Consider the following 24,361-nt stretch of genomic DNA (forward strand, 5'->3'; position numbering starts at 1 on the left):
CGGATCGTCCCCGTCATTGAAGCGGCCGGTCGTCCTGCACAGCAGGCGCCCGGCCGGTTTTTGCATGGGCGGACAAAACGCGTTAGGATTCCGATTCTATTCCAACGAAGGTGATACTGGAGGCTGTATCATGGAAGTGCACATTGACTCAACAATCAAACTGCTGGTTGCCATGCTGTTCGGGCTCTTCATCGGCATTGACCGTCAGCTCAAGCAAAAACCGCTCGGCATCCGGACCAGCATGGTCATCAGCATTGCAAGCTGCCTGGTTACCCTGGTCTCTATTCATGCATTCGACAAGTTCGCGGGACCCGAGCACCCGAATATGGACCCGATGCGTCTGGCCGCCCAGATCGTCAGCGGCATCGGCTTTCTCGGCGCGGGGGTTATTCTGCGGCGCGGAGGAGACGCCATCTCGGGCCTGACCTCGGCTGCGCTGATCTGGACGGCTTCCGGCATCGGCATCGCGGTAGGCGCCGGATTCTATGTGGAAGCGGCCGTGGCCGTCATTCTGCTGATGTTCGCCGTCAACGCCATTCCGAACCTGATCCGGGCGGTCGGACCGCAGAAGCTGAACAAGCATGATGTATCTTTGAAGATTGTCATGGAAGCGAACGAAGCGCTGAGCGACATTATCCGCAGAATCGAGAACCGGGAGAAGGTTCCGCGGTCCAAGGCCCGGGTCATCCGGCGGATGAAGATCAAGGATCTGGAGGATGGACGACAGATGCTGGACATGGTGGTCTCCGCGCCGGATCATCATTTTATCGCCCAGATCTATTACGAGGTCAAGAATATTGAATATGTGATCAGCGTGGAAGTCGAACAATTGTAAGGGATTGCTTGCAGCCCGGCAGTGCGTTGTGCAATCCGGCCGGGTTTATGTTAATCTAGTAGACGGTGAAAGCATTTTCAACTATAGAATTGAGAGGATAGAGACTATGGAATTAAGAGCATACGAAGGCATGTATGGAGACGAAAAAGCCATCTGGCTCGAGGCCGGCGACTATGTGGCAGCCATGATTCCGCGCATCGGCGGCAATCTGATTGCCTTCCGGGATGTATCCAAGAATTACCGTTTTCTGCGCGAGCCCGGCGGCGACAACATGGAGGATTTCCGGGACAAGCCCGGCATCTACGGCATCCCGGTGCTGTTCCCTCCGAACCGCTATGAGGATGGCAGCTTCCCTTGGAACGGCGGCGCGTACAGCTTCCCGGTGAATGAGGAAGAGACGGGCAACCACCTTCACGGATTCCTGCATATTACGCCTTGGACCGTTGAGGAATTCGGGACAACGGCCAGCGAGAGCTATGTCATCGTCTCGGTCACCATCGACGAGAACCATGAATCCTACGCCTACCTGCCGCACCGCTACACGGTACGCCTGCGGTATTCGCTGAGCCGGGACGGGCTGTCCCAACATCTTCTGGTGCGCAACAACGGCGACGAGGCGATGCCGTGCCTGCTGGCCTTCCATACGGCGGTCAATGCGCCGTTCGCCCCCAAGAGCACGGCGAAGGATTACCGGGTTAAGGCGACGATCGGACAGCGCTGGGAGCTGGATGAGCGCATGCTGCCTACCGGTTCTTATCAGCCGCTGACCAGCGAGGAAGAGAAGCTCAAGGGAGAAGGCGTCAATCCGTTCTTTGCCCCGATGGACAACCATTACACCGCCGTTCCCCAGAACGGACGCAACCGGATGGAGCTGACCGATCTGAAGGAAGGCATCACACTGGTCTATGACGTGGGAACGTCCTACAAGCAGTGGATGATCTGGAACAACCAGGCTACGGAAGGCTTCTTCTGCCCGGAACCGCAGATTAATCTGGTCAATGCCCCCAAGTCCAAGCTGCCTGCCGAAGAGATCGGTCTGTTCGGTCTGGAGCCGGGAGAGTACTGGGAAGAGACTGCCCGATTCTATGTCAAAAACGCCAAGTAGGCGCGGGCAAACGCCGATAAGCGATTTGCCTGTACGACAGCCCGGCCGCGCAGCGGACCGGGCTTTTGGCTGAGGACCGATCTTTGATATAATCGGTCTATCTTGGGTTCGGGAGGCCTTTCCTTGCAGATTATCGCGATGCTTACCATGCTGATCGACCATATCGGCCTCATCTTTTATCCGGGCGAACCGGGCTGGAGGGAAGTGGGCCGGCTGGCTTTTCCCATCTACTGCTATGCGCTGGTTCAAGGTCATCTGCACACCTCGTCAAGGCCGCGCTATTGGCTCCGGCTGCTGCTGATCGCTCTGCTGGCCCAGATCCCCTATCAGCTCGCGCTGGTGCCCGGCGGACTGAACGTGGTGTTCACCCTGCTTGCTTCCGGCCTGGTGCTCGCTCTGCTGGATACGCTGCCGCCGAGCCCGTGGCTTGGGCTTGGAATAATCGCAGCCGCTTGCTGGCTGATGGATCTTCTCCCCATGGATTACAATGCCTACGGGCTGCTTCTGGTTCTGGTCTACCGTTATTTCCGCGGCTATTGGCTGATCGCAGCTCATCTGGGACTCAATCTGGTCTACTTCTTGCTGGGCTGGCATGGACAGATGCTCAGTCTGGTGCCAACCTTGGCGATGGTTCTGGCACCGAGCGCTTGGAGCAGGCTGGAAGGATGGCGCGTTCCGCGCGGGGTGTGGTGGTCTTTCTATCCGGTCCATCTGCTGCTGCTGGCAGGAGCGAAAGCAGCGTCCGGCAGGCCCCTCCCTGAGCTGGAATGGCCGCACGAGCTGCTATTCTGGTGATTTACAAAACCTTCCTCACTTGAGATAATGGATTATCTTTAAATTCGTTACAGGAAAGGGAGAGGATTATTGAAGAAGCTGAGGAGACAATGGAAAGGGCTGTCCGCCCTGCTGGCGCTGGTCATGATACTGGCGGGCTGCCAGAGCGCCGCCGGTCTGGATGTGACCAAAGCTCTGCTGGGCAACCTGGATGTGCGCTCTTCCGAGAGCAGTCTGACGCTCACCGTCAAGGCTGATCCGGCAGTGGGGATCGACGAAGACAGCCGGCGAGCGGTAGAGCTGATCAATTCGCTCTCGGTGCGGCTGGATACGGTGAAACGGCAGGAGAACGGCGAAGTGTCGGCAACAGGCAGCCTGGGGCTGAAGAATTACCGTGTTCCGTTCCGCATGTATTTGAATAACGAGGTCATGGCGATTCTTCCGGAGGGTGCGCGGCATCCGTATTACATAGCGCTGGCGGATGCGCAGGAGCAACTCGGGGGATGGAAGCCCGATGCGAAGAAGACGGAAGAAATCGGCCGGGCGCTGACTTCGCTCGTTGTCCGCAATCTTCCGAACCCGTCCGTATTCTCGGTTACGCCGGTGACGGAGAATGTGTACGGCCGCTCGCTCTCCTTGGCCAAAATTCATGGAGAGGTGACAGGCGACGAACTGCCCGCCCTGCTGAAAGGGTTCCTGAAATCGGTTTCTAAAGACCCGGAAGGCTTGAATCAAGTGGTCGGTGGCTTGTACGACTACCTGCTTCCGCTGCTCAAGCAGGAAGCTGTATCGAAGGAGCTGGACAGTATCGGTCTGAGCGGGATTCCGCTCGATAACAAAGAAGAAGTGGTAGCGGTTCTGCAGGATGCGCTGAAGCTGGGCCTGGACTCATTGATTCTCATGTACGACAAGGGGAAGGAAGAGTTGTTCAAGAACACGCCGGAGCTCAATACGGTGCTGTCGAAGGATACGAAGCTGTCCGCAGATCTGTATGTGGACTCCGGCCTGCATGTGCGCAAGGAAGCGTACCTTCTGCATATCGCCCTGCCGGGCAATTCGGAATTGCCGCTGCGATCCCTTGAAATCTCGGCCGAGAGCCAGGTGTGGAATTTGAACGGGTCCGACTCGGCGATTCAGGCGGATGCGATTGCAACCGATGGCGGATTGGAGCTGGGAGCGGAGGAGCCGACGCCGGGCACTCTGCTGCGCAATCTGGACAGCCAGTCGGATTTATACCGTCTCCTGAAGGGTGAGATGGGACTGACGGCGCGCACGCTCTATGTGGACCCCGTCTATGACGATTATTACGAGACCGTCAATGTGAAGGGAACCCTCATGATTCCGATCCGCTATCTGGCGGACGATCTGGATGCAACCGTTCAGTGGGACGCGGGGAGCAAGACCATTACGGTAACCGACGATGTATACGGATCGACCCTGGTCTTCAAGCCCGGCGCCAAGACAGCCGTGATCGACGGCCGGACGGTATCGCTGCCTGTTCCGGTATTCTTCGATGAATACGGAACCGGATATGCTCCGCTGCGGACGCTGGCTGCCGGTCTGCACGCCGAGATTAAGACGGATGAAGAAGGCTGGATTGTGGTATCTCGTAAGTAGAACGCGGCCCGAATAATAGCTTACAGCAGTGACCGCGGTGGAAGCGGAACTCGAATCAGGCTCCCGGCTGAAGAGGCCGGGAGCCTGATTTGCATGCAGAAGATCGGACAGCCGATTACGCCATGTATAAATCCGGGTTAGCAAGCGACACTAAAAAAGAAAACGGCTATTCCAGAAACAGGTTGCGTTGCACGAAGAAATGTTTTAAGATATAAAAAAGTAAGTTGCTAAATATTAAGGAGGTAATTGACCATGAACGAGTACACGCTGAACCAGGAATTGAAATCCGCCGATTATTTGAAAGCTGTTCAGGCAAGACGTTCCGTCTATGCGATCACCAAGGAATCCCCGGTATCCGATGACCGGATCCGGGAAGTGGTGGAACAGGCTGTTCTGCATTCTCCCTCGTCCTTTAACTCGCAGAGCGGAAGAGTTGTTGTTCTGCTGGGCGGGGAGCACGACAGACTGTGGGATCTGACCACGGAGACTCTTCGCAAGATCGTGCCTGCCGAACAGTTCGAAGGCACAGCGCAGAAGATGAACTCGTTCAAGTCCGGATACGGCACGGTGCTCTTCTTCGAAGATGAAGCCGTTATTCAGGGACTTCAAGAGCAGTTCGCCCTGTATGCCGACAATTTCCCGGTATGGGCCAACCAGTCCTCCGGTATGCTGCAGCTCGTGGTCTGGACGGCGCTGTCCGCCGAGGGACTTGGCGCTTCGCTTCAGCACTATAATCCGCTGATTGACGAAGAAGTCAAATCGACCTGGAGCCTTCCCCAGAGCTGGAGACTGATTGCCCAGATGCCGTTCGGCGGTGTAGGAGCCGCTCCGGGCGAGAAGCAGTTCCAGCCGGTTGAAGAACGCGTACGGATCGTGAAGTAATTACGTTCACGGATTGTGGTTCACCCCGCACAGGGACTGGCTAATTAGAGTATAACGCCGGAATTGCCTTAGCAACCCTGTGAGAGGAGGAAGCTTCATGCCATGGAACAAGGAGAATTACCCGGATTCCTTGAAGAATTTTACCGCACCGGTGCGCAATAAGGCGGTCGAGATTGCCAATGCGCTGCTGGAAGAAGGATATGAAGAGGGGCGCGCGATTGCCATCGCAACGTCCCAAGCCAAAGAATGGGGAGAGAATCACGACCAACCGGTTCGCCGGAAGGAGGATTAGCCTCCTGTTCGCTCGGCAGAAATCAAAAAGAGGAAGAGCCCTGGGCTCTTCCTCTTTTTGTACCGGAACGTTGTCCGGCTGCTGTGCTTACTTGGCGGCTGCTGCGCTTGCGCTCGGAGCAGCGGACGCGGCCGGGGAAGCCGACGCGGCCGGAGCGGCGGAAGCTTCCGCCTTGTCGGTCAGCGTATTCTTGATCTTGGACTTGCTCATGAGATCCTGAAGCCAGGTGGAGGACTTCTCCTGAACCTTGTCGGAGATCAGCGTCTCGCGGATTTCTTCTTTCTTCTCAGCCAGAGTCGCTTCATGGGCGTCCTTGTGGTCAGTGACCTTGATAATGTGATAGCCGTAGTCTGACTTCACCGGCTCGCTGATTTCGCCTACCTTCATTTTGAAGGCGGCATTGGCGAATTCGGCTACCATCGAGCCGTCGTTGGCGAAGAAACCGAGGTCGCCGCCTTTGGAGGCGGAACCGGTGTCGCCGGATTTGGTTTTGGCCAATTCGGCGAAATCGGCACCATCCTTAAGCTGCTTGTAGATGGCATCCGCTTCTTCCTTGGTCTGCACGAGGATATGGGAGGCCCGGACCTCTTCCTTGTTGCCGAGCGACTCTTTGTTCTCGTTGAAATAGTTCTGGATGTCTTCGTCGGTGACTTTGATCTGCGGAGTCAGAATCTTGCGGAGCTTCACCTGGGAAGGAATCTGCTCCTTCAGGTTGGCAAGCGTCATTCCGCTCTGACTCAGCGCATTGTTCAGCGCTTCTTCGCCGCCGAGACGGTCCGTGATCTTCTTAAGTTCTTCCTCAATGTCCGCGTCGGTCACGGTTACCTTGGCCTTCTCGGCTTCCTGATCGATCAGTCTCTCGGAAATCATGGACTGGACGATAGACTTCAAATTGTCTTCGCCGGCCGTCTTCTTCAGTTCATTATACAGGTCTTTCTCGGTAATCTTCTCTCCATTCACGCTGGCTACGGTTGTGTCATTGTCAGCTTTCTGGAAAGGGGGGTAGATCAGCACGATCACCAGGGCAACGGCCAGAACCGCCGATACAATCATCCAGCCCATGCCTTGACGGGAAGGTCTGGGACCCTTGGGAGGCGCGGAATTGCCGCCGTCCACCTTGTTCATCACCGGTACAGGGTTCGCTTCGTGGCTGGAACCCGCTCCCTCGAAGACATCGGGGGAAGCGGCAGTACTTGTCCCGGCATTCTGTTCGTCTTCCGGTGTAACTCCGTTCTCCTGATGATCGTTCTCGTTGAAATCCTTCTTGTCCATTATAATAATGACTCCCTTCAGAAATAGGTGTTGCCTGTCCTTTATACAACTTTACCAGAAAATGAGGCTTCAAACCTTAAGAAAGTATAAAAATACAGACCGGGGCGTTTAAGACATCCTTAAGCAAAACGGCAAAAGCCGGAAGGAACGGGAATCCCGTCCGCTTCCGGCTTCAATCCCGCAACCAGGCGAAGCTGTTCAAGCAAGGCGTCCATTCAGCAGATGAAGAATCTGCTCCTTCTTGCGTCTGGGAATCCGTACCCGTTTGGCATACCAGCCCTTCTCGCCGAAGTACACGCAATCGTCCTCAATGGTTGAAATTTTGTTGAGGTTGATGTAGCAGCCGGACTGGACATAGAAGTACGACGGATTAGACAGAAGGCGGCTCAATTGCTCGGCAGTCATTCTTTTTCTGATATTGTAGTTTCTGCCGTGAAAGATAACCTGGTCATGGTCTCCGACCTTAAAGAACAGAATGTCCGTTTCCACCTCGAAGTCCTCATATACATTTCTGGCCTCCAGCAGAATGCTGCTCATTCGTGTTCCCCCTTTTAAAAATAGTAAAAACTCGCTGTCTTGTTAGCGCTTTCATTGTATCACAGCGTTTTGACCTTGAAAAGACTTATTTTTAAAATATTATGGATAAAGTTCCAAAGGGATTTGTCACAGCCCACGAAAAACGGTAAAGTAAAACAAGCAAACTTCATACAAGGAGGCATATGTCTTGAACGACACATCTCAACTGCTGCTGTTCATCGGTTCGTACGCTCCGGAGGGAGAAGAGGGCGTCCGCATCTTCCGTTTCGGCGCCGCGGCCGGCGGCACGCTGGAGCCTGCAGCTTCGGCCGGGGGCATCTCCAACCCTACCTTTCTCGCAGCGGACCCCGAGCGCCGGCTGCTCTACGCCATCGGGGACCGGGCGAACGGCGAGGGCGGCAAAGAAGGACTGGTAGCGACGTATGCCTACAGTGCGGACGGAGGGGAACTGACCGAGCTTGGACGCGCCGGAACGATGCCTGCCCATGGCCGGGAACAGACCACGACCTGCCATATCTCCCGGGACCCGAGAGGCCCTCATCTGGCGGTAACCAGCTATCACGGAGCCCGGATCGGCCTTATGGCACTCGATGAGAACGGAGTGGCCGGACAGCTGCTGGATACTGCTGTACATACGGGACGGGGAACCCACCCGGAACGCCAGGACCGTCCGCATCCGCATTCCGCCATCTTCAGTCCGGACGGACGCTTCATGCTGGTCTCCGATCTTGGCCTCGACCTGATCCGCACCTACGAGATCGACGAGGCGGCGGGGAAGCTGATGCTTCGGTCCGAAGCGGCCGTTCATCCCGGAGCGGGACCGCGTCATTTGGCATTTCATCCCGGCGGACAAGCGGCTTATGTAATTAATGAAGTGGATTCGACCATTACTTCATTCCGTTATCATCCCCAGGAGGGACGGCTGGAGGAAGCGAGAACGGTAAGCACGCTTCCCGCTCTCTATACCGGGGACAACATATGCGCGGAGATTGCCGTATCGCCCGATGGCCGTTATCTGTACGGCTCGAACCGGGGACATGACAGCATCGCAGTATTTGAAATCGGCGGAGAGACGCTGACAGAGCTTGCGGCGGTCGGTCATGTGCCGACCCATGGCGGGCACCCCCGGCACTTTGCCCTGACTCCGGACGGAGGCTTCTTGATTGCTGCGAATCGGGACGCCAATCTTCTGGCCGTCTTCCGGATAGAGAAATCCAGCGGCATTCCGGTGTTCACCGGCCATACCGCAGCGGTATCCAGACCGGTCTGCGTCGTGCCGATTCAGCTCTAGTCCCGGACACAAAAAACACCGGACAACAAAGTCCGGTGTTTTTTGTTGAGGGGCCCGATCAGCGAAGCGATACAGGCCTCAGCGGAACGATGGTGGACACCGCCGATTTAAAGAGCACGCTCTGTTTGCCGTCGGCCTGGCCTTGCAGTGTGATCGTATAGGCATCGTAAGAAATCATGCGGCCCTGAATTTTGACGCCATTGGTAGTGAAGACGGTAACGGGCACTTTGGTGCTCACGAACTGGCTTAACATACGTTCCTGCAGCTTTCCACTTTCCACTCGGCAGCACTCCATCTTTGTAAGGGTATAAGATTCCGTCTTGAAAGGAATTCATCAGGATATGATTTCATTATACCACGGCCGCAGCCGGGCTGGAAATTAAAGAGGGGACCGGGCGGCCGGCGATTTGCCGGGACGCGTTAAACCCGCAGCCTCTTTGGGGTAATAATGTCAAGTAGCGGCAGGCCGGAGAGTCGGCAGCCTGGCGCGCACACGGGAGGGGAGTGAATATGACTTTCGGCGCACGCGTTCTCAAGACCGGTCTTGCGGTCACCTTAGCTTTATATCTGTCTACCTTATTAAAGTTCCCTTCGCCGGTCAGCGCCGGAATTGCGGCGATCTTCGCGATGCAGCCGTCCATTTACCGGTCCTGGCGGCATTTTCTGGAGCAGGTTCAGTCCAGTACCGTCGGCGCCATCATCGCGCTCGGCGCCGGCGTGCTGCTGTCGAACGAACCGCTCATTGTCGGGCTGGTCTGCATTCTTGTCATTATGCTGAGCATGAAGATGAACCGTTCCGATACCATCGGCCTGACGCTCGTAACCGTCATCTCGGTCATGGAAGCGTCCGGTCAATGGCAGTTCGCGCTGAACCGGTTCCTGATGCTGATGACCGGGATTGTGTCGGCGTTTGTTATTAACGTTGCCGTGTTTCCGCCCAAGCCGCGCAAGCAGTATATCAACCAGCTTCAGAATGTATTCAACAGTCTGTCGCTGCTGCTGCGGACTTCCATATCCCACGAAATGAAGGAGAGCGTGTTCCGCGATCAGAAGAACGGGCTGGAGAAATCGATCCGTTCGCTCACCGATAAATATGCCTTGTTCGAGGAGGAGCAGAAGAAGCTGAAGCGTCCGAAGCTCAGCCAGACCAAGCAAATGGTCGTGTACAAGAACCTGCTGAATTCGCTGCAGAGAGGCTACGAGGTGCTGGATGCCATCGACCGACATTATTTCCAGTCCGAACGGGGCGAAACCACCGACATGCTCTTCGACAGCCATCTGGAACAACTGATCCGGTATCACGAGCATATCTTGCTGAAGTTCGAGAACAAAATCAAGCCCGGCGTCTCGGAGACGGATCCGCTGGAAGCGGCCAACGACGCTTTTCTGGAGCGGGCGATCCTCAACTATACGGGACCGGAACAGCTGCGCCTGTCCATTGTGGCGGGCGCCATCTACGATTATGGCTATCAGCTGGAGAGGCTTGATAAGGTGGCGGATCAGATCAACCGCGCGGAAGAGCGGGACTGAGACGGCGGCCTTCCAACAGCTCCTGTCCCTTGCCTAGTCCGGATGGGCAGGCATATAATTGGTAAATAATAATGGATTAAATAGTAGATTTTTGCACCTGGTTAAGGTGTGTCAACCTCAAAGGGGATGTAACCATGTCCATCAGTGAGAAGGAATGGAAGAACGAACAGGAACGCGTTCGGCGCGTTACGGGGATTTTGGCGGGACATATCCGTCACCTGTCCGAAGAGCTGGGATTGCACCGGACCGACGTCGTCGAGCTGCGCAAGGATTTCTGGGAAGAGGTTACGGTCAATTTCAGCAGCCCGGATGATCTGGGCGAGACCTCGACCAGCCTCCGGCAGCAGGCTCAAGTGCTCTCGGAAAGAGAACGCCATCATCTTCAATCCAGCAAGGCCCTGAAGAAATACCGCAAGCTTGTCGTTTCGCCTTATTTCGGGCGGGTGGATTTTGCGGAGCGGGAGGGGGAAGAAGCCGAACCGATTTATCTCGGTATCGGATCGCTGATGGAGGATGACGGCACGTTCCTGATCTATGACTGGCGGGCTCCGATCTCCAGTCTCTATTACGACAGCGCGCCCGGACCTGCGGTCTATACAACGCCGGTCGGAACCGTTGAAGGCGTCATGCGTCTGAAGCGGCAGTACGTGATTGGCGACGGGGTCATTCACGTTATGTTCGATACCGGGATGACCATCGGCGACGAGCTGCTCCAGCAAGTGTTGAGCCATACGGCCGATGACCGGATGAAATCAATCGTCGCTACGATTCAAAAGGAGCAGAATGCCATCATCCGCAATGACAGCAGCCGGATGCTGGTGGTTCAAGGTGCCGCCGGCAGCGGCAAAACCTCGGCGGCTCTCCAGCGGGTCGCCTACCTGCTCTATAAATACCGGGACAGCCTGCAGGCCGACCAGGTGCTGCTCTTCTCGCCGAACCCGCTCTTCAACAGCTATGTATCGACGGTTCTGCCCGAGCTTGGGGAAGACAATATGCAGCAGACGACCTTCCAGATGTATCTGGAGCATCGGCTGGGACGCGAATTCCAGCTGGAGGATATCTTCAGCCAGACGGAGAGCTTGCTGAATGAACCGGACGGAGAAGCGGCGGACACGCGCAGGCAGGAGATTGCCTATAAATCGTCCGTGCCATTTTTGCGGGCCATCCGGGCCTATGCCTCGCAGCTGGAGAGCGAGGGAATGCGCTTCAAACCGCTTGTCTTCCAGGGCAAGACGGTGGTAAGCCGGGAAGAAATGGTCCGGCGGTTCTACAGCTTTGATCCTTCGATCCGGCTGGCGAACCGGATTGATCTGATGATCGGATGGCTGCTCAAGCGGATTGCGGAATTCGGCCATGAAGAACGCGGGGCGGAATGGGTGGAGAATGCGATTGAACTGCTCGATTCGAGCGAGTACCACCGCGCCTATCAGACTCTTCGCCGCAAGCAGCACGGCAAGGACCAGTCCTTCAGCGATTTTGACGAGGAGAAGGATATTCTCTCCCGTTATATTGTCAGCCAGCGGCTCAAGCCGCTGCGGGGCTGGGTCAAGCGCAGCCGGTTCGTGGATGTCAAGGACCTGTACGCCTCCCTGTTCCGGGATCGGGAAAGGATGGAACGCCTGAACGGCGAGGCACTGCCGGAGCGGTGGGAAGCCGTCTGCCGCCGAACGCTGGCCGCGCTGGAACAAGGAGAACTCGCCTACGAAGATGCCACGCCCTTTCTGTATTTGAAGGAACTGAGCGAGGGCTTCCGGACCAACACGCAGATCCGCCATGTCTTTATAGACGAAGTCCAGGATTATTCGCCGTTCCAGCTGGAATTCATCCGCCGGATCTTTCCCAGGGCGAAGATGACCGTGCTCGGGGATCTCAATCAGGCTATCTATGCGCAGGGCGAGACCCTCGGCGATCTCGGCGGACTGGTCGGCATCTATGGCCCGGAGAATACCGAAGTGATTTCACTTACAAAAAGCTACCGTTCCACTTACGAGATTGTGGAGTTTACGCGCCGCATGATTTCCGGAGGCGAACGGATTATTCCGTTCAACCGCAGAGGCGACGCGCCGCAGGTGATAGAGCTTCACGGACGCGGGGAACTGCTAAGCGCCGTAGAAGCCGACATCCGGGACCTGCATGAACGGGGCTATGCCTATGTGGCGGTAATCTGCAAGACGGCGAAAGAAAGCGCGGAAGTGCATGAGGCGCTGAAAGACCGGCTTCCGGTGCGCCTGGTGACGAAGGAGACGCCGAATTTTCAGAAGGGAACCCTCATTCTGCCCGCTTATCTGGCCAAAGGAGTGGAGTTCGACGCCGTCTTGATCTGGGACGGATCGGCGGAAGCCTATTCGCGGGAGAGCGAAAGGAAGCTGTTCTATACGGCGTGCACCCGGGCCATGCACGTTCTGCATGTGTACTGCGACGGGCAACCGAGCCCGTTCCTGCCGTCCCCGGCGAAGGAAAAGGCGGGAACCCGGGGAGATCAAGTATAAAGCGACCGGAATCAACCAAACTAAAGGAGGTGCGACGAACTCAGACAAAGGTGGTCCGACCATGAAAAAACACAAGTGGGAGCTGCTTGCGCTTTCTTCCATACCGCTGATCATGACGCTGGGCAATTCCATGCTGCTGCCGGTCCTGCCCCAAATTGCCAAAGAGCTGTCCATCAGCTCCTTCCAGGTCAGCATGATGATTACGGTGTACGGGATCGTAGCCATTATCCTGATTCCGGTTGCCGGCTACTTGTCCGACCGGTTCGGCCGCAAAGCCGTCATCCTTCCGAGTCTGATCATCGCCGCGCTCGGCGGCGCCGTGTCGGCGGGAGCAGCCTGGTGGCTGGAGGGGAACGCCTCCTATGCGGTCATTCTGGGCGGCCGGTTCCTGCAGGGGATCGGGGCGGCAGGGGCTTTTCCCATCGTCATTCCGTTTGTCGGAGATTTGTTCAAGGAAGAGGAAGAGGTCAGCAAGAATCTCGGCATTATCGAAACCTCGAATACGTTCGGCAAGGTGCTGAGTCCGATTCTCGGGGCGCTGCTGGGCATCTGGATCTGGTTCGCGCCCTTTCTGGCTATCCCGGTGCTGTGTCTGCTTTCTTTTGCTCTGGTGCTGTTTCTGGTGCGCAATCCGAAGAAGAAAAAGAGCGGAGAGGACCTTCCTTCGTTCCGTGAGTTCGTCAAGGGAATTGCCGCCATTCTGAAAGAGAAGGGGCGATGGCTGTACTCGATCTTTGCCATCGGCTGCATCTGCATGTTCGCCACCTTCGGCGTTCTGTTCTACCTGTCGGAGACGCTGGAGAAGCGGTACGGGATGCACGGCGCCACGAAAGGGCTCGTCCTGGCCATTCCGCTTGCGCTGTTATGCCTGTCTTCTTACGGGGCCGGCAAATTGATCGGCGAGAACAAGCCGCGGATGAAATGGCTGGCTTTCGGAGGAATGGTTCTGCTGACGGGGGCCATGCTTCTGGCAGGAATCAGCAGCGGGGTCTGGTATGTGCTTGCCATGCTCAGCGTAGCCGGCATCGGGATCGGAACGGCGCTTCCCTGCATGGACGCCCTCATTACGGAAGGCATCGACAAGGAAATGCGCGGCACGATTACCTCGCTCTACAGCAGCATGCGCTTCATCGGCGTCTCTCTCGGTCCTCCCGTAGTGTCGCTTCTGATGAAGGGCGGACATTGGGCTCTCTTCGGAACGATGGCAGCGGTTGGCCTGATCGGCGGCCTTCTCGCTCTTCTGGCCATCCGGCCAAGCAAAGATAAAGGGAAAGGCAAGAGCGGCGGAAGCCAGGGCAGCAGGTTCCACCGGCGTCATCCGGCTCCGGGCCGGAGGGCGCGGGCAATGCGCTGAGGTCCCGGAGAACCGGGAGATGTATATCCGGCGGGATGGAGAACGGGTATGGACCCGGAAGTAGACCGGAGAAATCATACCGTTTAGTTAGACAAGCCGACAGCCGCGGTCCTCTAAGGGGGAACGCGGCTGTCGGCTTGATGGCCCGCAGGGGGAAGCAGGAGAGATGCAGGAGAGATGCAGGAGAGAATGGCCGCTGAAGCCGGGGAAATTCTCCCCGCGTTTGGGCTGCCGGTTCTTCAGCTCTGCTTGGCCGCCTGCGGAACGCTCTCCCAGTCCTTCAGGAAGCGGGCGATGCCGATGTCGGTAAGCGGATGCTTCCACAGCGACGGAAGAAGGGAGCCCGGAATGGTCGCAATATGGGCGCCGGCGAGAGCCGCCTGTTCAACGTGCGCAATGCTGCGGATACTGGCCGCGATAATCTCGGAAGCCAGACCGTAGTTGGCAAGAATGGTCTTCAGTTCGCGGATCAGCTTCATGCCGTCGACGCCGATGTCGTCGAGCCGTCCGACGAACGGGCTGATGTAGGTCGCTCCCGCCTTGGCCGCCATCAGTCCCTGGGTTACGGAGAAGATCAGGGTCACATTCGTCTTAATGCCTTTCTTCGTCAGTTCATAGCAGGCTTCCAGCCCGTCTTCCGTCATGGGCAGCTTGATGACGACATTCGGCGCCCACTCGGCAATCTCATAAGCTTCTTCAAGCATCTGGGCCGCTTGCAGTCCGATGACTTCGGCGCTGACGGGTCCGGGAACGATTTCTACGATCTCTTTGATGACGTCCTTGAAGAGACGGCCTTCCTTCGCGATCAGGGACGGGTTGGTGGTCACGCCGTCGACCAGACCGAGTCTGACAATGCGCTTGATTTCTTCAATATTGCCGGTATCCAGGAAAAATTTCATGATGAACGTATCCTCCCTTTGTGGCATGTATTGGTAAATCCTGCTGACAGCTTCATTATGGGTCAAGGGTTGCAGAGATTCAACTGTTATTTTGAGTATTTCAAAATAACTTTTATAGAATCGGCCGCCAATAGCCTGCCGGACGGCGGAATGCGATTGGCCCGGCCTGTCCCCGGGTATTACGTTGTAACGGAGAAGGAAGCACAAGCCCGTCTCCAACTCATCGGAAGGCGGTGATCCGGATGCAGCGGGTCGCGATTATTTCGGATATACACGGCAATGTGCCGGCGCTGCGGACGGTTCTGAAGGATATCGGCAGCCGCGGCATCGGCCGGGTTCTCTGTCTGGGGGATATGGTCGGGAAGGGACCGCAGCCGGCGGAAGCGCTGGATCTGGTTCGCGAACATTGCGGGGCTGTTGTCGCCGGCAACTGGGAGGCGATTGTAGCCGACCCGGAGCAGCAGGAAGCCGACGAGGCGGCGCGCTGGCAGGCGGAGGCGCTGGGCCGGGAGCGTCTGGCGTGGATCGCCGGGCTCCCGTTCGCGCTGGACTACCGCGTAGGCGGGAAGAAACTCCGGCTGTTCCATGCTTCGCCGGACAGCGTCTATACCCGCGTCCAGCCGTGGGCGCCGGAGAAGGACCGGCTGAGGCAGTTCGCCGAGTCCCGGGCGCTTGCCCTGGCCGGCTGCACGGGGCGCCCGGACCTGGTCGGCTATGGCGACGTGCATCACGCTTTTATGCAGACGCTGCAGCGCCGGCTGCTGTTCAATGCCGGAAGCGTCGGTACCCCGCGGGATATGCCGCTCGCCTGCTACTGCATTCTGGAAGGCGAGTGGGATTCGGATCAGGAGGCCCCGGCTTCGCTGCAATTCGTCCGGCTTCCTTATGACATTGCGGAGGCCGCCCGGATTGCCCGGTCCTCGGATATGCCGGGACGGGACATCTACCTGCGCCAGCTGACGACGATGCGGCCCGGAGGCTGAAGTTCGGCCTTTTGTGCCCGGTATCGTTCTGGTATAGTATAGAACGTCAAGAACCGATTGTCCTGGGAAGGCGGGAGTCGAAGTGAGAGTGGAGATTAAGGGAACGGGCATTGAAGCGATCCGGGGCGACATTACGGCTTGGGGAGGCGACGCCATTGTCAATGCCGCCAATTCGGGATTGTTCGGCGGAGGCGGCGTGGACGGCGCCATTCACCGCGCAGGGGGGCCGGCCATTGCTGAAGAGTGCGCCGAAATCCGGCGCAGGCAGGGCGGCTGTCTGCCGGGCGAAGCGGTCCGGACCGGACCCGGCCGTCTTGGCGTGCGCCATCTGATACATACGGTGGGACCGATCTGGAAGGGCGGCAGCGCAGGCGAGCGGGACATTCTGGCTCGCTGCTACCGCAGCAGCCTGAAGCTGGCGGCGGAACTCGGAGCCCGATCGGTTGCTTTTCCCAACATATCGACAGGCATTTACGGCTTTCCGAAGGACGAAGCCTGCGGCATTGCGCTTCGCACGGTCGCCGATTATCTGGCAGCGGCGGCGGAGGAGACGCGCCCGGAGGAAATCGTCTTTATCTGCTTTGAGGCGGATAATCTGGCTCTCTACGAAGAGCAGATGGAGCATTTCAAGCAATCAGGAGACCATAAGGGTAACAGGGGGAAATGAGATGAACACGAAGCAGATGGCGGCGGAACAAGCCGTTCAGTACGTGCAGGACGGGATGAAGGTTGGACTGGGTACAGGTTCAACCGCTTACTGGGCGATCGCCAAGCTCGGCGAACGCGTGGCGGAAGGGCTGCGGATCACGGCGGTCGCAACATCGGTAGCTTCCGAGGAGCAGGCACGCGGACTGGGCATCCCGCTGCTTGGCTTCGGCGAGATCGGACGGCTGGACCTGACGATCGACGGAGCGGACGAGCTGAACGACCGTCTGGAGCTGATCAAGGGCGGCGGGGGCGCGCTGCTGCGCGAGAAGATCGTCGCGATGAACAGCGACCGTATGATTGTGGTCGCGGATGAGAGCAAAGCGGTGCCTAAGCTGGGCCGGTTCCCGCTGCCGGTCGAGATCGTGCCGTTCGCCTGGGAATGGACGCTGGACGCCATCCGGGCTCTGGGCTGCACGCCGGAGCTCCGCAAGAGCGGCGACCAGCTCTACCGGACCGACAACGGCAATTATATCGCCGACTGCCGGTTCGGCGAGATCGCTTCTGCCCAGCAGCTGGCGGACGCGCTTCAGCGCATTCCGGGCGTGGTCGAGCACGGGCTCTTCATCGGCATTGCCAGTCTGGCGATTATCGGCCACAGCGACGGCCGGATCGAAGTGAAGGAGCCCGCCGTCTGAATGGCGGGCCCCCTTAAGGCTGCGGACCGGGACATTCGCTGCCGGGAATGGTATACTGTTTCTTCTGGAAAGAGAGAAGAAGGAGGCTTTTTACAATGTTGGTTGATTTGATACCGAGACTCGAAGAGCCGGTTATCCCGGAACTGCTCGGGTATGCGGTGGCGGGCGAGCCCGAGCTGCTGCGGCAGGCCGGGCTCGATTATGCGGGAAGCGATGACTTGCGGCTGGCGGGCTGGGAGGAAGACGGAGTCGTGGTCGGTCTGGTCGGCTACGAGGAGACGGAGGACGGATCGCTCGTGATCCGGCACATCGCCGTTCTGCCCGAGAACCGGGGCCGGGGCTACGCCCGGGGTATGCTGCTGGAGCTGATGCTGGAGCGCAACCCCAGGTTTGTTCTGGCGGAGACGGGCGACGAGCTGGCTGCCGACTTCTACCGCCGCCTTGGATTTATGGTCTATTCGCTGGGAGTCAATCCTGCGGGTGTGGAGCAGTTCCGCTGTGTCTATGAAGTGGAAGAAGCTCAGGACGAGGATTAACAAGGGAGCCAGGATGCCGGAAGAGCCGATGGAGAGATCGCGCGGAACCGTCCAAGTTAATGCCGTGCGGCGCTTTCGCGGCGACAAGAGCGCCGGCGGTGAAGATTCAGCCCTCAAGATGTAGCGTTTCGCCTGCAAAAAGTCCTGTCCGGCATGCCGGACAGGACTTTTTTGGGATTACCGCCGGACTCAGCGCAGACCGGCGAACCAGCTGCGGAGCGCCCAGCCCCGCTCCTGACGTTTCTTGTAGCGGGGCAGCGACCGGTAGACAGCTACCGACTCCCTGAACGACCGCTTGGCTTCTCCGGAATTGCCGAGTGTCCGGTACATCGAGCCCAGCAGGTAGTAGGACTGGCTGGAAGAGGAATGAACGGCTTGAAATTCATGAAGATAGCGCATCGATTTATCGCGGTCCGTATGGCGGAAGGCTTCGGCAAGGCGAAGATAAGGCTCGCCGTAACGGGATTTCGGGTTCAGCTCAAGACCTTGAAGGACCCGGCGTTCTCCCTCTTCCAGCCGGCCCAGCTTCAGATCGACCATACCGAGATCGACCCAGTAATCGGCGGACTGCTCATAACGGTCTTCAATGCCGGCGAGCAGCTCCCGGGCCTCGGCATACTTCTTGCGCTCGGCAAGCAGCCGGGCCAGCTCGTACCGGGAAGAAACGTCATTCGGATTCATCGAGAGCGTGCTGCGCAGCCGGGAGATTTGTCTTCCCCGCTTAAAAGGACGCACAATGCTGGGGAAGATGCCGACATAGCGGCGGTCCAGAATATAAAGAATGGCGATGAGAATCAGCAGCGCCAGAACCGGGTTGCCAACCAGATTCCATAGAAGCACAAAACCAATGAACTTACCCAATCCGACCCCTCCAGAATCAATATGCGCCCATAATACCACAAAAAAGGAAAAAGGCCGACCGGGAAAATTAAATCTAAAATTTTATAAATTTTTTCACTCAAAATTGTTTAGGACTGGAAACCTTGGGGTAAGTATGAGAAAACATTGCGTTTGACGCGCAGCCAATCGAAGGAGGAAGGTTGAAGTGAGCATGACTGTACATAACCTGATGGCATTCAATCAGCAATACTTTAGACCCGTACCCCCTCTCGCTCCCAAGCGTGAGAACGCAGACGAGAAATCGCAGAGTTTTCAAGCCATCCTGAATGAAAAAATGAACGCGAACGCCTCGCTTGCCCGTTAAGGGGCAGGTTCGGGCCTTATATCGCCAAACAAAGGGGCCGTCTCAAAAGACGGCCTCTTTGTTTGGGTTATTTCACTTCGAAGAACTCGCAGCTTCGCCGCGAATAATAAGTCAGGTCGCTGACGCGGTTCTGAATGATAATGTCGGAGTCGGTAAAACGGACGACGGTACCTCCGGAGAGAACGAGATGGTCGTTCTCGAAGACCCGGACGGGCAGCCGGCGGTCCATCGCTTCCTGGAAGTCGCTGTCGTTCAGCAGCGGACGGTTAATGGGCATGGAACGGTTGCTCCTTTTCTGATAAGAATAGTACCAGTATACACCGGAAATATTTCCACCCCAAATCGGAAGTTTGCCTCGTCGGCGGACTTCCGGTTTTGCTCTAGACTGGAGAAGGAGGACTGGCTCCGCCGAACCCGGCTGCTGCGCGTGAAGGCTCGCCTTCCAAGGGGCAGCCGCAGGACCGGATGCCCGCCGCAGGAATCCGGCTTTCTTGCGGCGAATAGATTAACCGGGATAGAATAGAACGCTTACAATACCGGAAGGGAGACGGGGAATGAAGCTTCGCCGCAAAATTCTGTTCGCCATTATTCTGCTGGTCTTCATTCCCGTCATTCTTATGGGAACGGTGACGTATATCAGCTTCTCGAACGCCATGGAGAGCAAATCGAGCAATTTCTACTGGATCTCGCTGCAGGAAACGGACCGCAAGCTGGGGTTCGCTCTGGGCGAGATTTCGTATGTAACGAATTCCGCGATCCTGCAGACACCCATTCAGCAGGCGCTGAAGCAGCCGGGTTATGTACTCACCTACGACCGGAAGCAGGATATCAACAATCTGCTGATCAATCATGCCATGGTCAGCTCGTTCAGCCTGTTCGGCAAGGACCGGACGATCTATCAATACAACAATGCTTCGTTGTCCTTTGCCGATCTGAAGAAGCAGCCCTGGTATGAGGCCATGATTCGGGCGGAGGGCCGCCCGGTCTGGTCGGGACCCGGGGAGAACGGTTCGGCGGCATCCGGGCAATCTGTTCTGATTCAGGCGCGGGTCGTCAAGGATTACTACTCGCTGGAGGATATCGGTTATCTGGTCGTCTATGTCAAGCCTGAGCTGCTGGATCAGATCATGTGGGAGGCTGCGACCCTCAAGAAAGGCGATATTCTGCTTGTGAACCGCCAGGGCAATATCGTCTTCAGCAAGTCGGGTGAACATTTGGGGGAGCAGACCGCTTTTCCGTTCCTGCAGAGTGGATATAAGCGGGAGAAGGATCATTATATCGACCGTTACCAGAACGAACGATCCCTGATTACTTATCTGCCGTCCGAGAATGCCGACTGGTACCTGACCGCCATCACTCCGATGAACCTGATTACGGCGGAGACGGCGCCGATCCGCAATATCGCCATTGCGCTCAGCCTGATCTCGCTGCTGTCGGCCTTTCTGTTCGACCACTATTTCGTGAGGAAGCTGATCGCGAGCATCAGCGGCGCAGTGGCGGGCATGAAGCGGGTGAAGCAGGGAATCTTTCTGCCGATAGCGAGACCGGAGCCCGCGAACGACGAGAGCGATCATCTGATCGACGGCTTCAACCGGATGAGCGACCAAATTCAGAGCCTGCTGCAGCAGGTGGAAGCCGAGCAGCTTCGGAAGAAAGAAGCGGAGATGCAGGCGCTGATGGCCCAGATTAATCCGCATTTCATCTATAACTCTCTGGAATCCATCAATTCAATGGCGGTTCTGCACGGCAATCGGGATATCAGCCGGATGGTCGTTTCGCTCGGCAAGCTGCTGCGCATCAGCATCAGCCAGAACCAGGAACTCATCCCGCTCGGCATGGAGATGGAGCATGTCCGGCATTACCTGGATATTCAGAAATTCCGGTTCGAGGACAAGTTCTCCTACTCCATCGCGGTAGAACCGGAACTGAAGACGTATATGACCCAGAAGCTGATCGTGCAGCCGATCGTCGAGAACGCGCTGTATCATGCCATTGAGCCGATGGAATCGCCCGGCACGATCGACATCTCCATTCGGCAGGCCCCGGGCGGGGATCTGCTTATCCTGATCGCCGACAACGGCCCGGGATTCGATCTCTCCGCACTGTCCGAGGTCTGGGAGAAAGACAAGAGCGGGCAGAAGAAGTACAATGACCGCGGCGTAGGCCTGAGAAATGTCCATGACCGGCTGAACCTGCGTTTTGGCCCGGTCTACGGCATTATGATCTGCTCGTCGCCGGGCTGCGGTTCGGTGATTCGGCTGCGAATTCCCTGCGTTCTTCCCTAAGCGGCCGAATATGAACAAGGAAGGAGGCTAGGGTATGAAATGGTTGTCAAAGTGGGGATGGCTCGCGGCCTATGCGGTGCTGATGACCGGAGCGGTCCTGGTGATTGTCCGGGGGGAGTCGGCGCCTGCCGAGCCCAATCCGCCGGACAAAATCACGCTGAGTTTCCGTCATTTCTGGGTGAAGGAACATGACCGGTCTCTGCTTGAAATCTTTGAGCAGACCGTCGAATCATTTCAAATGAGCCACCCCAATATCAAGATCAGTGTCGAAGGCATCGACCAGACCACACACCGGGAGCAGCGGCTCAAGGGAGAGATGGTCACGGGCACGCCTCCCGATATGTTCGTGCTCTTCGGGGGGGCCGAGATCGAACCTTATGTCCGCTCGAACCGGCTTGCGGATCTTACCGGCTTTCTGCGGGAGAACGGCCTGGAGCACCAGTTCAAGGACCTGCAGCTCTGGACGTTCGGCGGGCATGTCTACGGGCTGCCGATTGAAGGCAATGCCGAGCCGCTCTACTATAATCAGGCGCTGTTCAAGCTGCTCGGCATTGCGCCGCCGCAGACGCTGGCGCAGCTCGACGAGGCGATTGTGCGCCTCAAGGCGGCCGGATATATTCCGTTCGCCCTCGGCAACGAGGACAGATGGCCTGCCGGCATTTTTGCCCATTATCTGCTCGACCGTTACGCAGGACCCGAACCGATTCGGGGGATTGCCGCAGGCGTGCAGGGGGCTTCCTTCCGCAATGATGCCTATCAGTCGGCTTATGCGCATCTGGAGCGGTGGATTCGGGAAGGCGCCTTCAGCCCGGATGCGAATGCGCTCTCTACGGAAGGAGCCGTCCGCCAGTTCACGAGCGGGCAGGCGGCCATGTACCTGAACGGGAATTGGGACATCAATCTGTTCGGCGGAACGGGTGCGGCGGAGAACTTCGGGGAGCAGGTCGGAGTTCTGCCTTTTCCGGCTCTGCATGAGGGCGGAGAGCGATCCGTAGCCGGCGGCTATACGATCGGGATAGGATTGTCCTCGAACTTGTCGGGCGCCAAGCTTGAGGCGGCGCTGGATTTCATGAAGGCTTTCTACACAGAGGAAGTCCAGAACCGGATCGTCTACGAAGGACGGCGCATCCCCTCTATGGAGGTAGCGTTCGATCCCGATCAGACCGGACCGGTCTTCGCGCAGGTGGCGCGTATGCTGGCCGATAGCCCGGACAGCTTTGTGCCGTATGACAATATGCTGTCGCCCGAGGTGAAGAAAGCCTTCCTGAACGGCCTGGGGGGGATGCTGGACGGGACGGAGAATGCAAGACAGGCGCTGGAGGAGACCGAGCAGGCTTCGGTGCGGTACTGGCAGCTGATACGAAGCTCGGGAATGCCATAATGGAGGAGGGAACAGTGATGAGAACGCCCGTGGAACGCGGAACGGAACGGTATAAAGCGCTGCTCGTAGACGATGAGCCCATCATTCTGCGGAGCCTGAGGGCCGCCATTCCGTGGGAGGAGCTGCGAATCGGAATTGTCGGCGAGGCCAGGAATGGCGAGGCTGCACTGAAGCTGATTGAAGAGACGGCGCCCGATATTGTCATCAGCGACATCCGGATGCCCGGAATCGACGGGCTGTCGCTGATGCGCGATGTACTGAGCGCGAACGACCGCCTGCTGTTTATCTTTATCAGCGGATACGGCGAATTTGAATATGCCCGCGAAGCGCTGCGGATGGGGGCGTTCGATTATCTGCTGAAGCCGATCGATCACGACGAGCTCGAAGTCATGCTGGAGAGAGCGGTGGAGAAGCTGGATACCCGGCGCGAGAACGATCAGCTGCTGCACTCCGCCCGGGCGCTCTCGGAGCTGGCGCGGGAGCGGCTGTTCGCCGGACTGATCGAAGGCCGTGACGGACCGCTGCAGCAATTGAAATGGCTGGAGCGCGGCGAACTGGAGGACAGCTATTTCCTGATCGCCGTTCAACTGGACGGCTATGCCGGCTTGGGCAGCGCATGGACGGACGAAGAAAAACGTCTGTGGCTGTTCGCCATCCGCAACATTCTGGAGGAATGGTCAACGGGCTGGCGGGGCTTGGCCCTGTTCCCCTACCACGGAGGAGAATGGGTGCTGCTGTTCCCCGGAGCCAATCCGGGTACCCGCGAAGAGGTGGCGGCGGACCTGATCGAGACCATCCGCCGGTATGCCAAGCTGAGCTGCTCGGCGGGCATCAGCCGGGAGCATGCCGGGCTCGGACAGCTGTCCACCGCTTACGCCGAAGCATCCAAGGCGCTGGTCCGCCGGTTCTACGACGGTCCCGGACGCGTCTATGCTCCGGTGGAAGAGCGCGGAGCAGCGGGATCGGCCGCTTACCCGATGGATGCGGAGCGGGAGCTTGCGGAGAGTGTCCGCCAGCTGGACGCCGCACGGCTCCGGAACGGGCTGAACCGGTTCCGGGAGGCGCTGTCGGCCGCTTCGGCAACCCGCGAACAGGCGGAACGCCATTTGACGGAGCTGCTGGTGGTGCTCTACCGGGGGCTGGAAGAATGGACCGGCTCTTCCCCGGGGTCTCCGGATGTGCTGCTGGACAGACTTCGCAGGCTGGGGACGCTGGATGAAATGATGGCCGAAGCGGCGGCGGAGCTGACGGCGGCGATTGCGTCGGCCGTCCATACTGTGCCGAAGGACGATCCCCGCAGCATCGCCGACAAGGTGCGGCGGTTCATCGAATCGAGCTACAGCAAGGAGATCGGCGTGGAAGAAGCCGCAGAGGTAGCGGGCTTGTCCGTCAGCCATTTCTGCACGCTGTTCAAGAATACGACCGGTTATACGTTCTTGGAGTATCTGACCCACTGCCGGATCGAGAAAGCCAAATATCTCCTTACGAGCAGCGAAGTAAAGGTATACCGGATTGCTCCGCTTGTCGGCTATCAGGACCCGCGCTATTTTGCCCAGGTGTTCAAGAAGGCTACTGGAAAGACGCCGACGGAATACCGCGAGGCCGGAACTTCCTGAATGAACTGAACGGCCTGAACGAGCTGAATGAACTGAACGAACCCCAAAATAAAAGAACAAAGCCCTGATGAGCGGGACTTTGTTCTTTTTGTTCATTCCTTAAGGACGAAATTAAGCCGCTTCAGCCTAGCCGCCA

At 57.7% G+C, this 24,361-nt stretch carries 24 protein-coding genes; 18 read left to right on the forward strand and 6 right to left on the reverse strand.

Translation table 11 applies throughout. From position 1 onward, the window contains the following. Window positions 1-130: 130 nt before the first annotated feature. From F4V43_RS11770 to F4V43_RS11795, 6 genes are all read left to right on the forward strand, one after another. On the forward strand, window positions 131-835 hold the full coding sequence (locus F4V43_RS11770) for an MgtC/SapB family protein (RefSeq protein WP_150458429.1): 705 nt from the start codon (window positions 131-133) through the stop codon (window positions 833-835). 106 nt (window positions 836-941) lie between these two features. Further along, window positions 942-1,940: an aldose 1-epimerase gene (locus F4V43_RS11775; protein WP_150458430.1), complete on the forward strand. Its 999-nt coding sequence runs from the start codon at window positions 942-944 to the stop codon at window positions 1,938-1,940. 123 nt (window positions 1,941-2,063) lie between these two features. Further along, window positions 2,064-2,735 carry a TraX family protein gene (locus F4V43_RS11780; RefSeq protein WP_150458431.1) on the forward strand — a complete coding sequence of 224 codons (672 nt, stop codon included), beginning with the start codon at window positions 2,064-2,066 and terminating at the stop codon, window positions 2,733-2,735. 69 nt (window positions 2,736-2,804) lie between these two features. After that, window positions 2,805-4,331, forward strand: coding sequence for a copper amine oxidase N-terminal domain-containing protein (locus F4V43_RS11785; protein WP_150458432.1), 1,527 nt, complete (start codon window positions 2,805-2,807; stop codon window positions 4,329-4,331). A 252-nt stretch (window positions 4,332-4,583) separates the two neighbouring features. Next, the gene (locus tag F4V43_RS11790) at window positions 4,584-5,213 is read left to right on the forward strand and encodes a nitroreductase family protein (RefSeq protein ID WP_150458433.1); all 630 of its coding nucleotides are present in this window, start codon (window positions 4,584-4,586) and stop codon (window positions 5,211-5,213) included. A gap of 97 nt (window positions 5,214-5,310) precedes the next feature. After that, window positions 5,311-5,505 (forward strand): DUF2188 domain-containing protein, encoded by a 195-nt coding sequence (locus F4V43_RS11795; RefSeq protein WP_150458434.1) that lies wholly within the window; start codon window positions 5,311-5,313, stop codon window positions 5,503-5,505. An 87-nt stretch (window positions 5,506-5,592) separates the two neighbouring features. Here the strand turns inward: F4V43_RS11795 and F4V43_RS11800 are convergent, their stop codons facing one another. Continuing rightward, a complete protein-coding gene (locus F4V43_RS11800; RefSeq protein ID WP_150458435.1) occupies window positions 5,593-6,777 on the reverse strand; it encodes a peptidylprolyl isomerase in 1,185 nt (394 codons plus the stop codon). Between the two features lie 198 nt (window positions 6,778-6,975). Beyond that, on the reverse strand, window positions 6,976-7,314 hold the full coding sequence (locus F4V43_RS11805) for a hypothetical protein (protein WP_150458436.1): 339 nt from the start codon (window positions 7,312-7,314) through the stop codon (window positions 6,976-6,978). A gap of 187 nt (window positions 7,315-7,501) precedes the next feature. Between F4V43_RS11805 and F4V43_RS11810 the strand changes: the two genes are divergently transcribed. Next, window positions 7,502-8,605: a lactonase family protein gene (locus F4V43_RS11810; protein ID WP_150458437.1), complete on the forward strand. Its 1,104-nt coding sequence runs from the start codon at window positions 7,502-7,504 to the stop codon at window positions 8,603-8,605. A gap of 58 nt (window positions 8,606-8,663) precedes the next feature. Here F4V43_RS11810 and F4V43_RS11815 read toward each other — a convergent pair whose 3' ends face one another. Further along, complete coding sequence (locus F4V43_RS11815; RefSeq protein ID WP_263406100.1) at window positions 8,664-8,858, reverse strand: RNA chaperone Hfq; 195 nt, start codon at window positions 8,856-8,858, stop codon at window positions 8,664-8,666. Between the two features lie 257 nt (window positions 8,859-9,115). Between F4V43_RS11815 and F4V43_RS11820 the strand changes: the two genes are divergently transcribed. From F4V43_RS11820 to F4V43_RS11830, 3 genes are all read left to right on the forward strand, one after another. Beyond that, complete coding sequence (locus F4V43_RS11820) at window positions 9,116-10,135, forward strand: FUSC family protein (protein WP_150458439.1); 1,020 nt, start codon at window positions 9,116-9,118, stop codon at window positions 10,133-10,135. 134 nt (window positions 10,136-10,269) lie between these two features. Further along, window positions 10,270-12,624, forward strand: a complete 2,355-nt coding sequence (gene helD, locus F4V43_RS11825; protein ID WP_150458440.1) for an RNA polymerase recycling motor HelD — start codon at window positions 10,270-10,272, stop codon at window positions 12,622-12,624. A 61-nt stretch (window positions 12,625-12,685) separates the two neighbouring features. Further along, on the forward strand, window positions 12,686-13,978 hold the full coding sequence (locus F4V43_RS11830; RefSeq protein WP_150458441.1) for an MFS transporter: 1,293 nt from the start codon (window positions 12,686-12,688) through the stop codon (window positions 13,976-13,978). A gap of 239 nt (window positions 13,979-14,217) precedes the next feature. On the opposite strand, the gene fsa is transcribed toward F4V43_RS11830, so the two are convergent. Beyond that, entirely contained in the window at window positions 14,218-14,877 is a 660-nt protein-coding gene (gene fsa, locus F4V43_RS11835; RefSeq protein ID WP_150458442.1) for a fructose-6-phosphate aldolase, read from the reverse strand. A gap of 242 nt (window positions 14,878-15,119) precedes the next feature. Here fsa and F4V43_RS11840 point away from each other — a divergent pair, with 242 nt between their 5' ends. From F4V43_RS11840 to F4V43_RS11855, 4 genes are all read left to right on the forward strand, one after another. Then, the gene (locus F4V43_RS11840) at window positions 15,120-15,860 is read left to right on the forward strand and encodes a metallophosphoesterase family protein (protein WP_150458443.1); all 741 of its coding nucleotides are present in this window, start codon (window positions 15,120-15,122) and stop codon (window positions 15,858-15,860) included. 82 nt (window positions 15,861-15,942) lie between these two features. Then, window positions 15,943-16,527, forward strand: a complete 585-nt coding sequence (locus F4V43_RS11845) for an O-acetyl-ADP-ribose deacetylase (RefSeq protein WP_223879871.1) — start codon at window positions 15,943-15,945, stop codon at window positions 16,525-16,527. 1 nt (window position 16,528) lies between these two features. Beyond that, window positions 16,529-17,203 carry a ribose-5-phosphate isomerase RpiA gene (gene rpiA, locus F4V43_RS11850; protein WP_150458444.1) on the forward strand — a complete coding sequence of 225 codons (675 nt, stop codon included), beginning with the start codon at window positions 16,529-16,531 and terminating at the stop codon, window positions 17,201-17,203. A 95-nt stretch (window positions 17,204-17,298) separates the two neighbouring features. Continuing rightward, the gene (locus tag F4V43_RS11855) at window positions 17,299-17,739 is read left to right on the forward strand and encodes a GNAT family N-acetyltransferase (RefSeq protein ID WP_150458445.1); all 441 of its coding nucleotides are present in this window, start codon (window positions 17,299-17,301) and stop codon (window positions 17,737-17,739) included. 189 nt (window positions 17,740-17,928) lie between these two features. Here F4V43_RS11855 and F4V43_RS11860 read toward each other — a convergent pair whose 3' ends face one another. Continuing rightward, complete coding sequence (locus F4V43_RS11860; RefSeq protein WP_150458446.1) at window positions 17,929-18,600, reverse strand: tetratricopeptide repeat protein; 672 nt, start codon at window positions 18,598-18,600, stop codon at window positions 17,929-17,931. 184 nt (window positions 18,601-18,784) lie between these two features. On the opposite strand from F4V43_RS11860, the gene F4V43_RS19735 reads away from it, so the two are divergent. Next, window positions 18,785-18,943, forward strand: a complete 159-nt coding sequence (locus tag F4V43_RS19735) for a hypothetical protein (RefSeq protein ID WP_191089574.1) — start codon at window positions 18,785-18,787, stop codon at window positions 18,941-18,943. A 67-nt stretch (window positions 18,944-19,010) separates the two neighbouring features. Here the strand turns inward: F4V43_RS19735 and F4V43_RS11865 are convergent, their stop codons facing one another. Next, complete coding sequence (locus F4V43_RS11865) at window positions 19,011-19,220, reverse strand: hypothetical protein (RefSeq protein WP_150458447.1); 210 nt, start codon at window positions 19,218-19,220, stop codon at window positions 19,011-19,013. A gap of 277 nt (window positions 19,221-19,497) precedes the next feature. On the opposite strand from F4V43_RS11865, the gene F4V43_RS11870 reads away from it, so the two are divergent. From F4V43_RS11870 to F4V43_RS11880, 3 genes are read left to right on the forward strand one after another with little or no spacing between them, the layout of a single operon-like run. Next, window positions 19,498-21,228 carry a sensor histidine kinase gene (locus F4V43_RS11870; protein ID WP_150458448.1) on the forward strand — a complete coding sequence of 577 codons (1,731 nt, stop codon included), beginning with the start codon at window positions 19,498-19,500 and terminating at the stop codon, window positions 21,226-21,228. Window positions 21,229-21,262: 34 nt separating this feature from the next. Then, window positions 21,263-22,609, forward strand: coding sequence for an ABC transporter substrate-binding protein (locus F4V43_RS11875; protein ID WP_150458449.1), 1,347 nt, complete (start codon window positions 21,263-21,265; stop codon window positions 22,607-22,609). A gap of 17 nt (window positions 22,610-22,626) precedes the next feature. Further along, window positions 22,627-24,225: a response regulator gene (locus F4V43_RS11880; protein WP_150458450.1), complete on the forward strand. Its 1,599-nt coding sequence runs from the start codon at window positions 22,627-22,629 to the stop codon at window positions 24,223-24,225. Window positions 24,226-24,361: the final 136 nt, after the last annotated feature.

The organism is Paenibacillus spiritus, assembly GCF_008710135.1.
Lineage (GTDB): Bacteria > Bacillota > Bacilli > Paenibacillales > Paenibacillaceae > Paenibacillus_AQ > Paenibacillus_AQ glufosinatiresistens.

Excerpts from the sequence above, each read along its gene's own strand:
- F4V43_RS11770 (WP_150458429.1), top strand. The coding sequence starts at position 131 with ATGGAAGTGCACATTGACTCAACAATCAAACTGCTGGTTGCCATGCTG.
- F4V43_RS11775 (WP_150458430.1), top strand. The coding sequence starts at position 942 with ATGGAATTAAGAGCATACGAAGGCATGTATGGAGACGAAAAAGCCATC.
- F4V43_RS11790 (WP_150458433.1), top strand. The coding sequence starts at position 4,584 with ATGAACGAGTACACGCTGAACCAGGAATTGAAATCCGCCGATTATTTG.
- F4V43_RS11795 (WP_150458434.1), top strand. The coding sequence starts at position 5,311 with ATGCCATGGAACAAGGAGAATTACCCGGATTCCTTGAAGAATTTTACC.
- F4V43_RS11800 (WP_150458435.1), bottom strand. The coding sequence starts at position 6,777 with ATGGACAAGAAGGATTTCAACGAGAACGATCATCAGGAGAACGGAGTT.
- F4V43_RS11805 (WP_150458436.1), bottom strand. The coding sequence starts at position 7,314 with ATGAGCAGCATTCTGCTGGAGGCCAGAAATGTATATGAGGACTTCGAG.
- F4V43_RS11815 (WP_263406100.1), bottom strand. The coding sequence starts at position 8,858 with ATGTTAAGCCAGTTCGTGAGCACCAAAGTGCCCGTTACCGTCTTCACT.
- F4V43_RS11820 (WP_150458439.1), top strand. The coding sequence starts at position 9,116 with ATGACTTTCGGCGCACGCGTTCTCAAGACCGGTCTTGCGGTCACCTTA.
- helD (WP_150458440.1), top strand. The coding sequence starts at position 10,270 with ATGTCCATCAGTGAGAAGGAATGGAAGAACGAACAGGAACGCGTTCGG.
- F4V43_RS11830 (WP_150458441.1), top strand. The coding sequence starts at position 12,686 with ATGAAAAAACACAAGTGGGAGCTGCTTGCGCTTTCTTCCATACCGCTG.
- fsa (WP_150458442.1), bottom strand. The coding sequence starts at position 14,877 with ATGAAATTTTTCCTGGATACCGGCAATATTGAAGAAATCAAGCGCATT.
- F4V43_RS11840 (WP_150458443.1), top strand. The coding sequence starts at position 15,120 with ATGCAGCGGGTCGCGATTATTTCGGATATACACGGCAATGTGCCGGCG.
- rpiA (WP_150458444.1), top strand. The coding sequence starts at position 16,529 with ATGAACACGAAGCAGATGGCGGCGGAACAAGCCGTTCAGTACGTGCAG.
- F4V43_RS11855 (WP_150458445.1), top strand. The coding sequence starts at position 17,299 with ATGTTGGTTGATTTGATACCGAGACTCGAAGAGCCGGTTATCCCGGAA.
- F4V43_RS11865 (WP_150458447.1), bottom strand. The coding sequence starts at position 19,220 with ATGCCCATTAACCGTCCGCTGCTGAACGACAGCGACTTCCAGGAAGCG.
- F4V43_RS11870 (WP_150458448.1), top strand. The coding sequence starts at position 19,498 with ATGAAGCTTCGCCGCAAAATTCTGTTCGCCATTATTCTGCTGGTCTTC.
- F4V43_RS11875 (WP_150458449.1), top strand. The coding sequence starts at position 21,263 with ATGAAATGGTTGTCAAAGTGGGGATGGCTCGCGGCCTATGCGGTGCTG.
- F4V43_RS11880 (WP_150458450.1), top strand. The coding sequence starts at position 22,627 with ATGAGAACGCCCGTGGAACGCGGAACGGAACGGTATAAAGCGCTGCTC.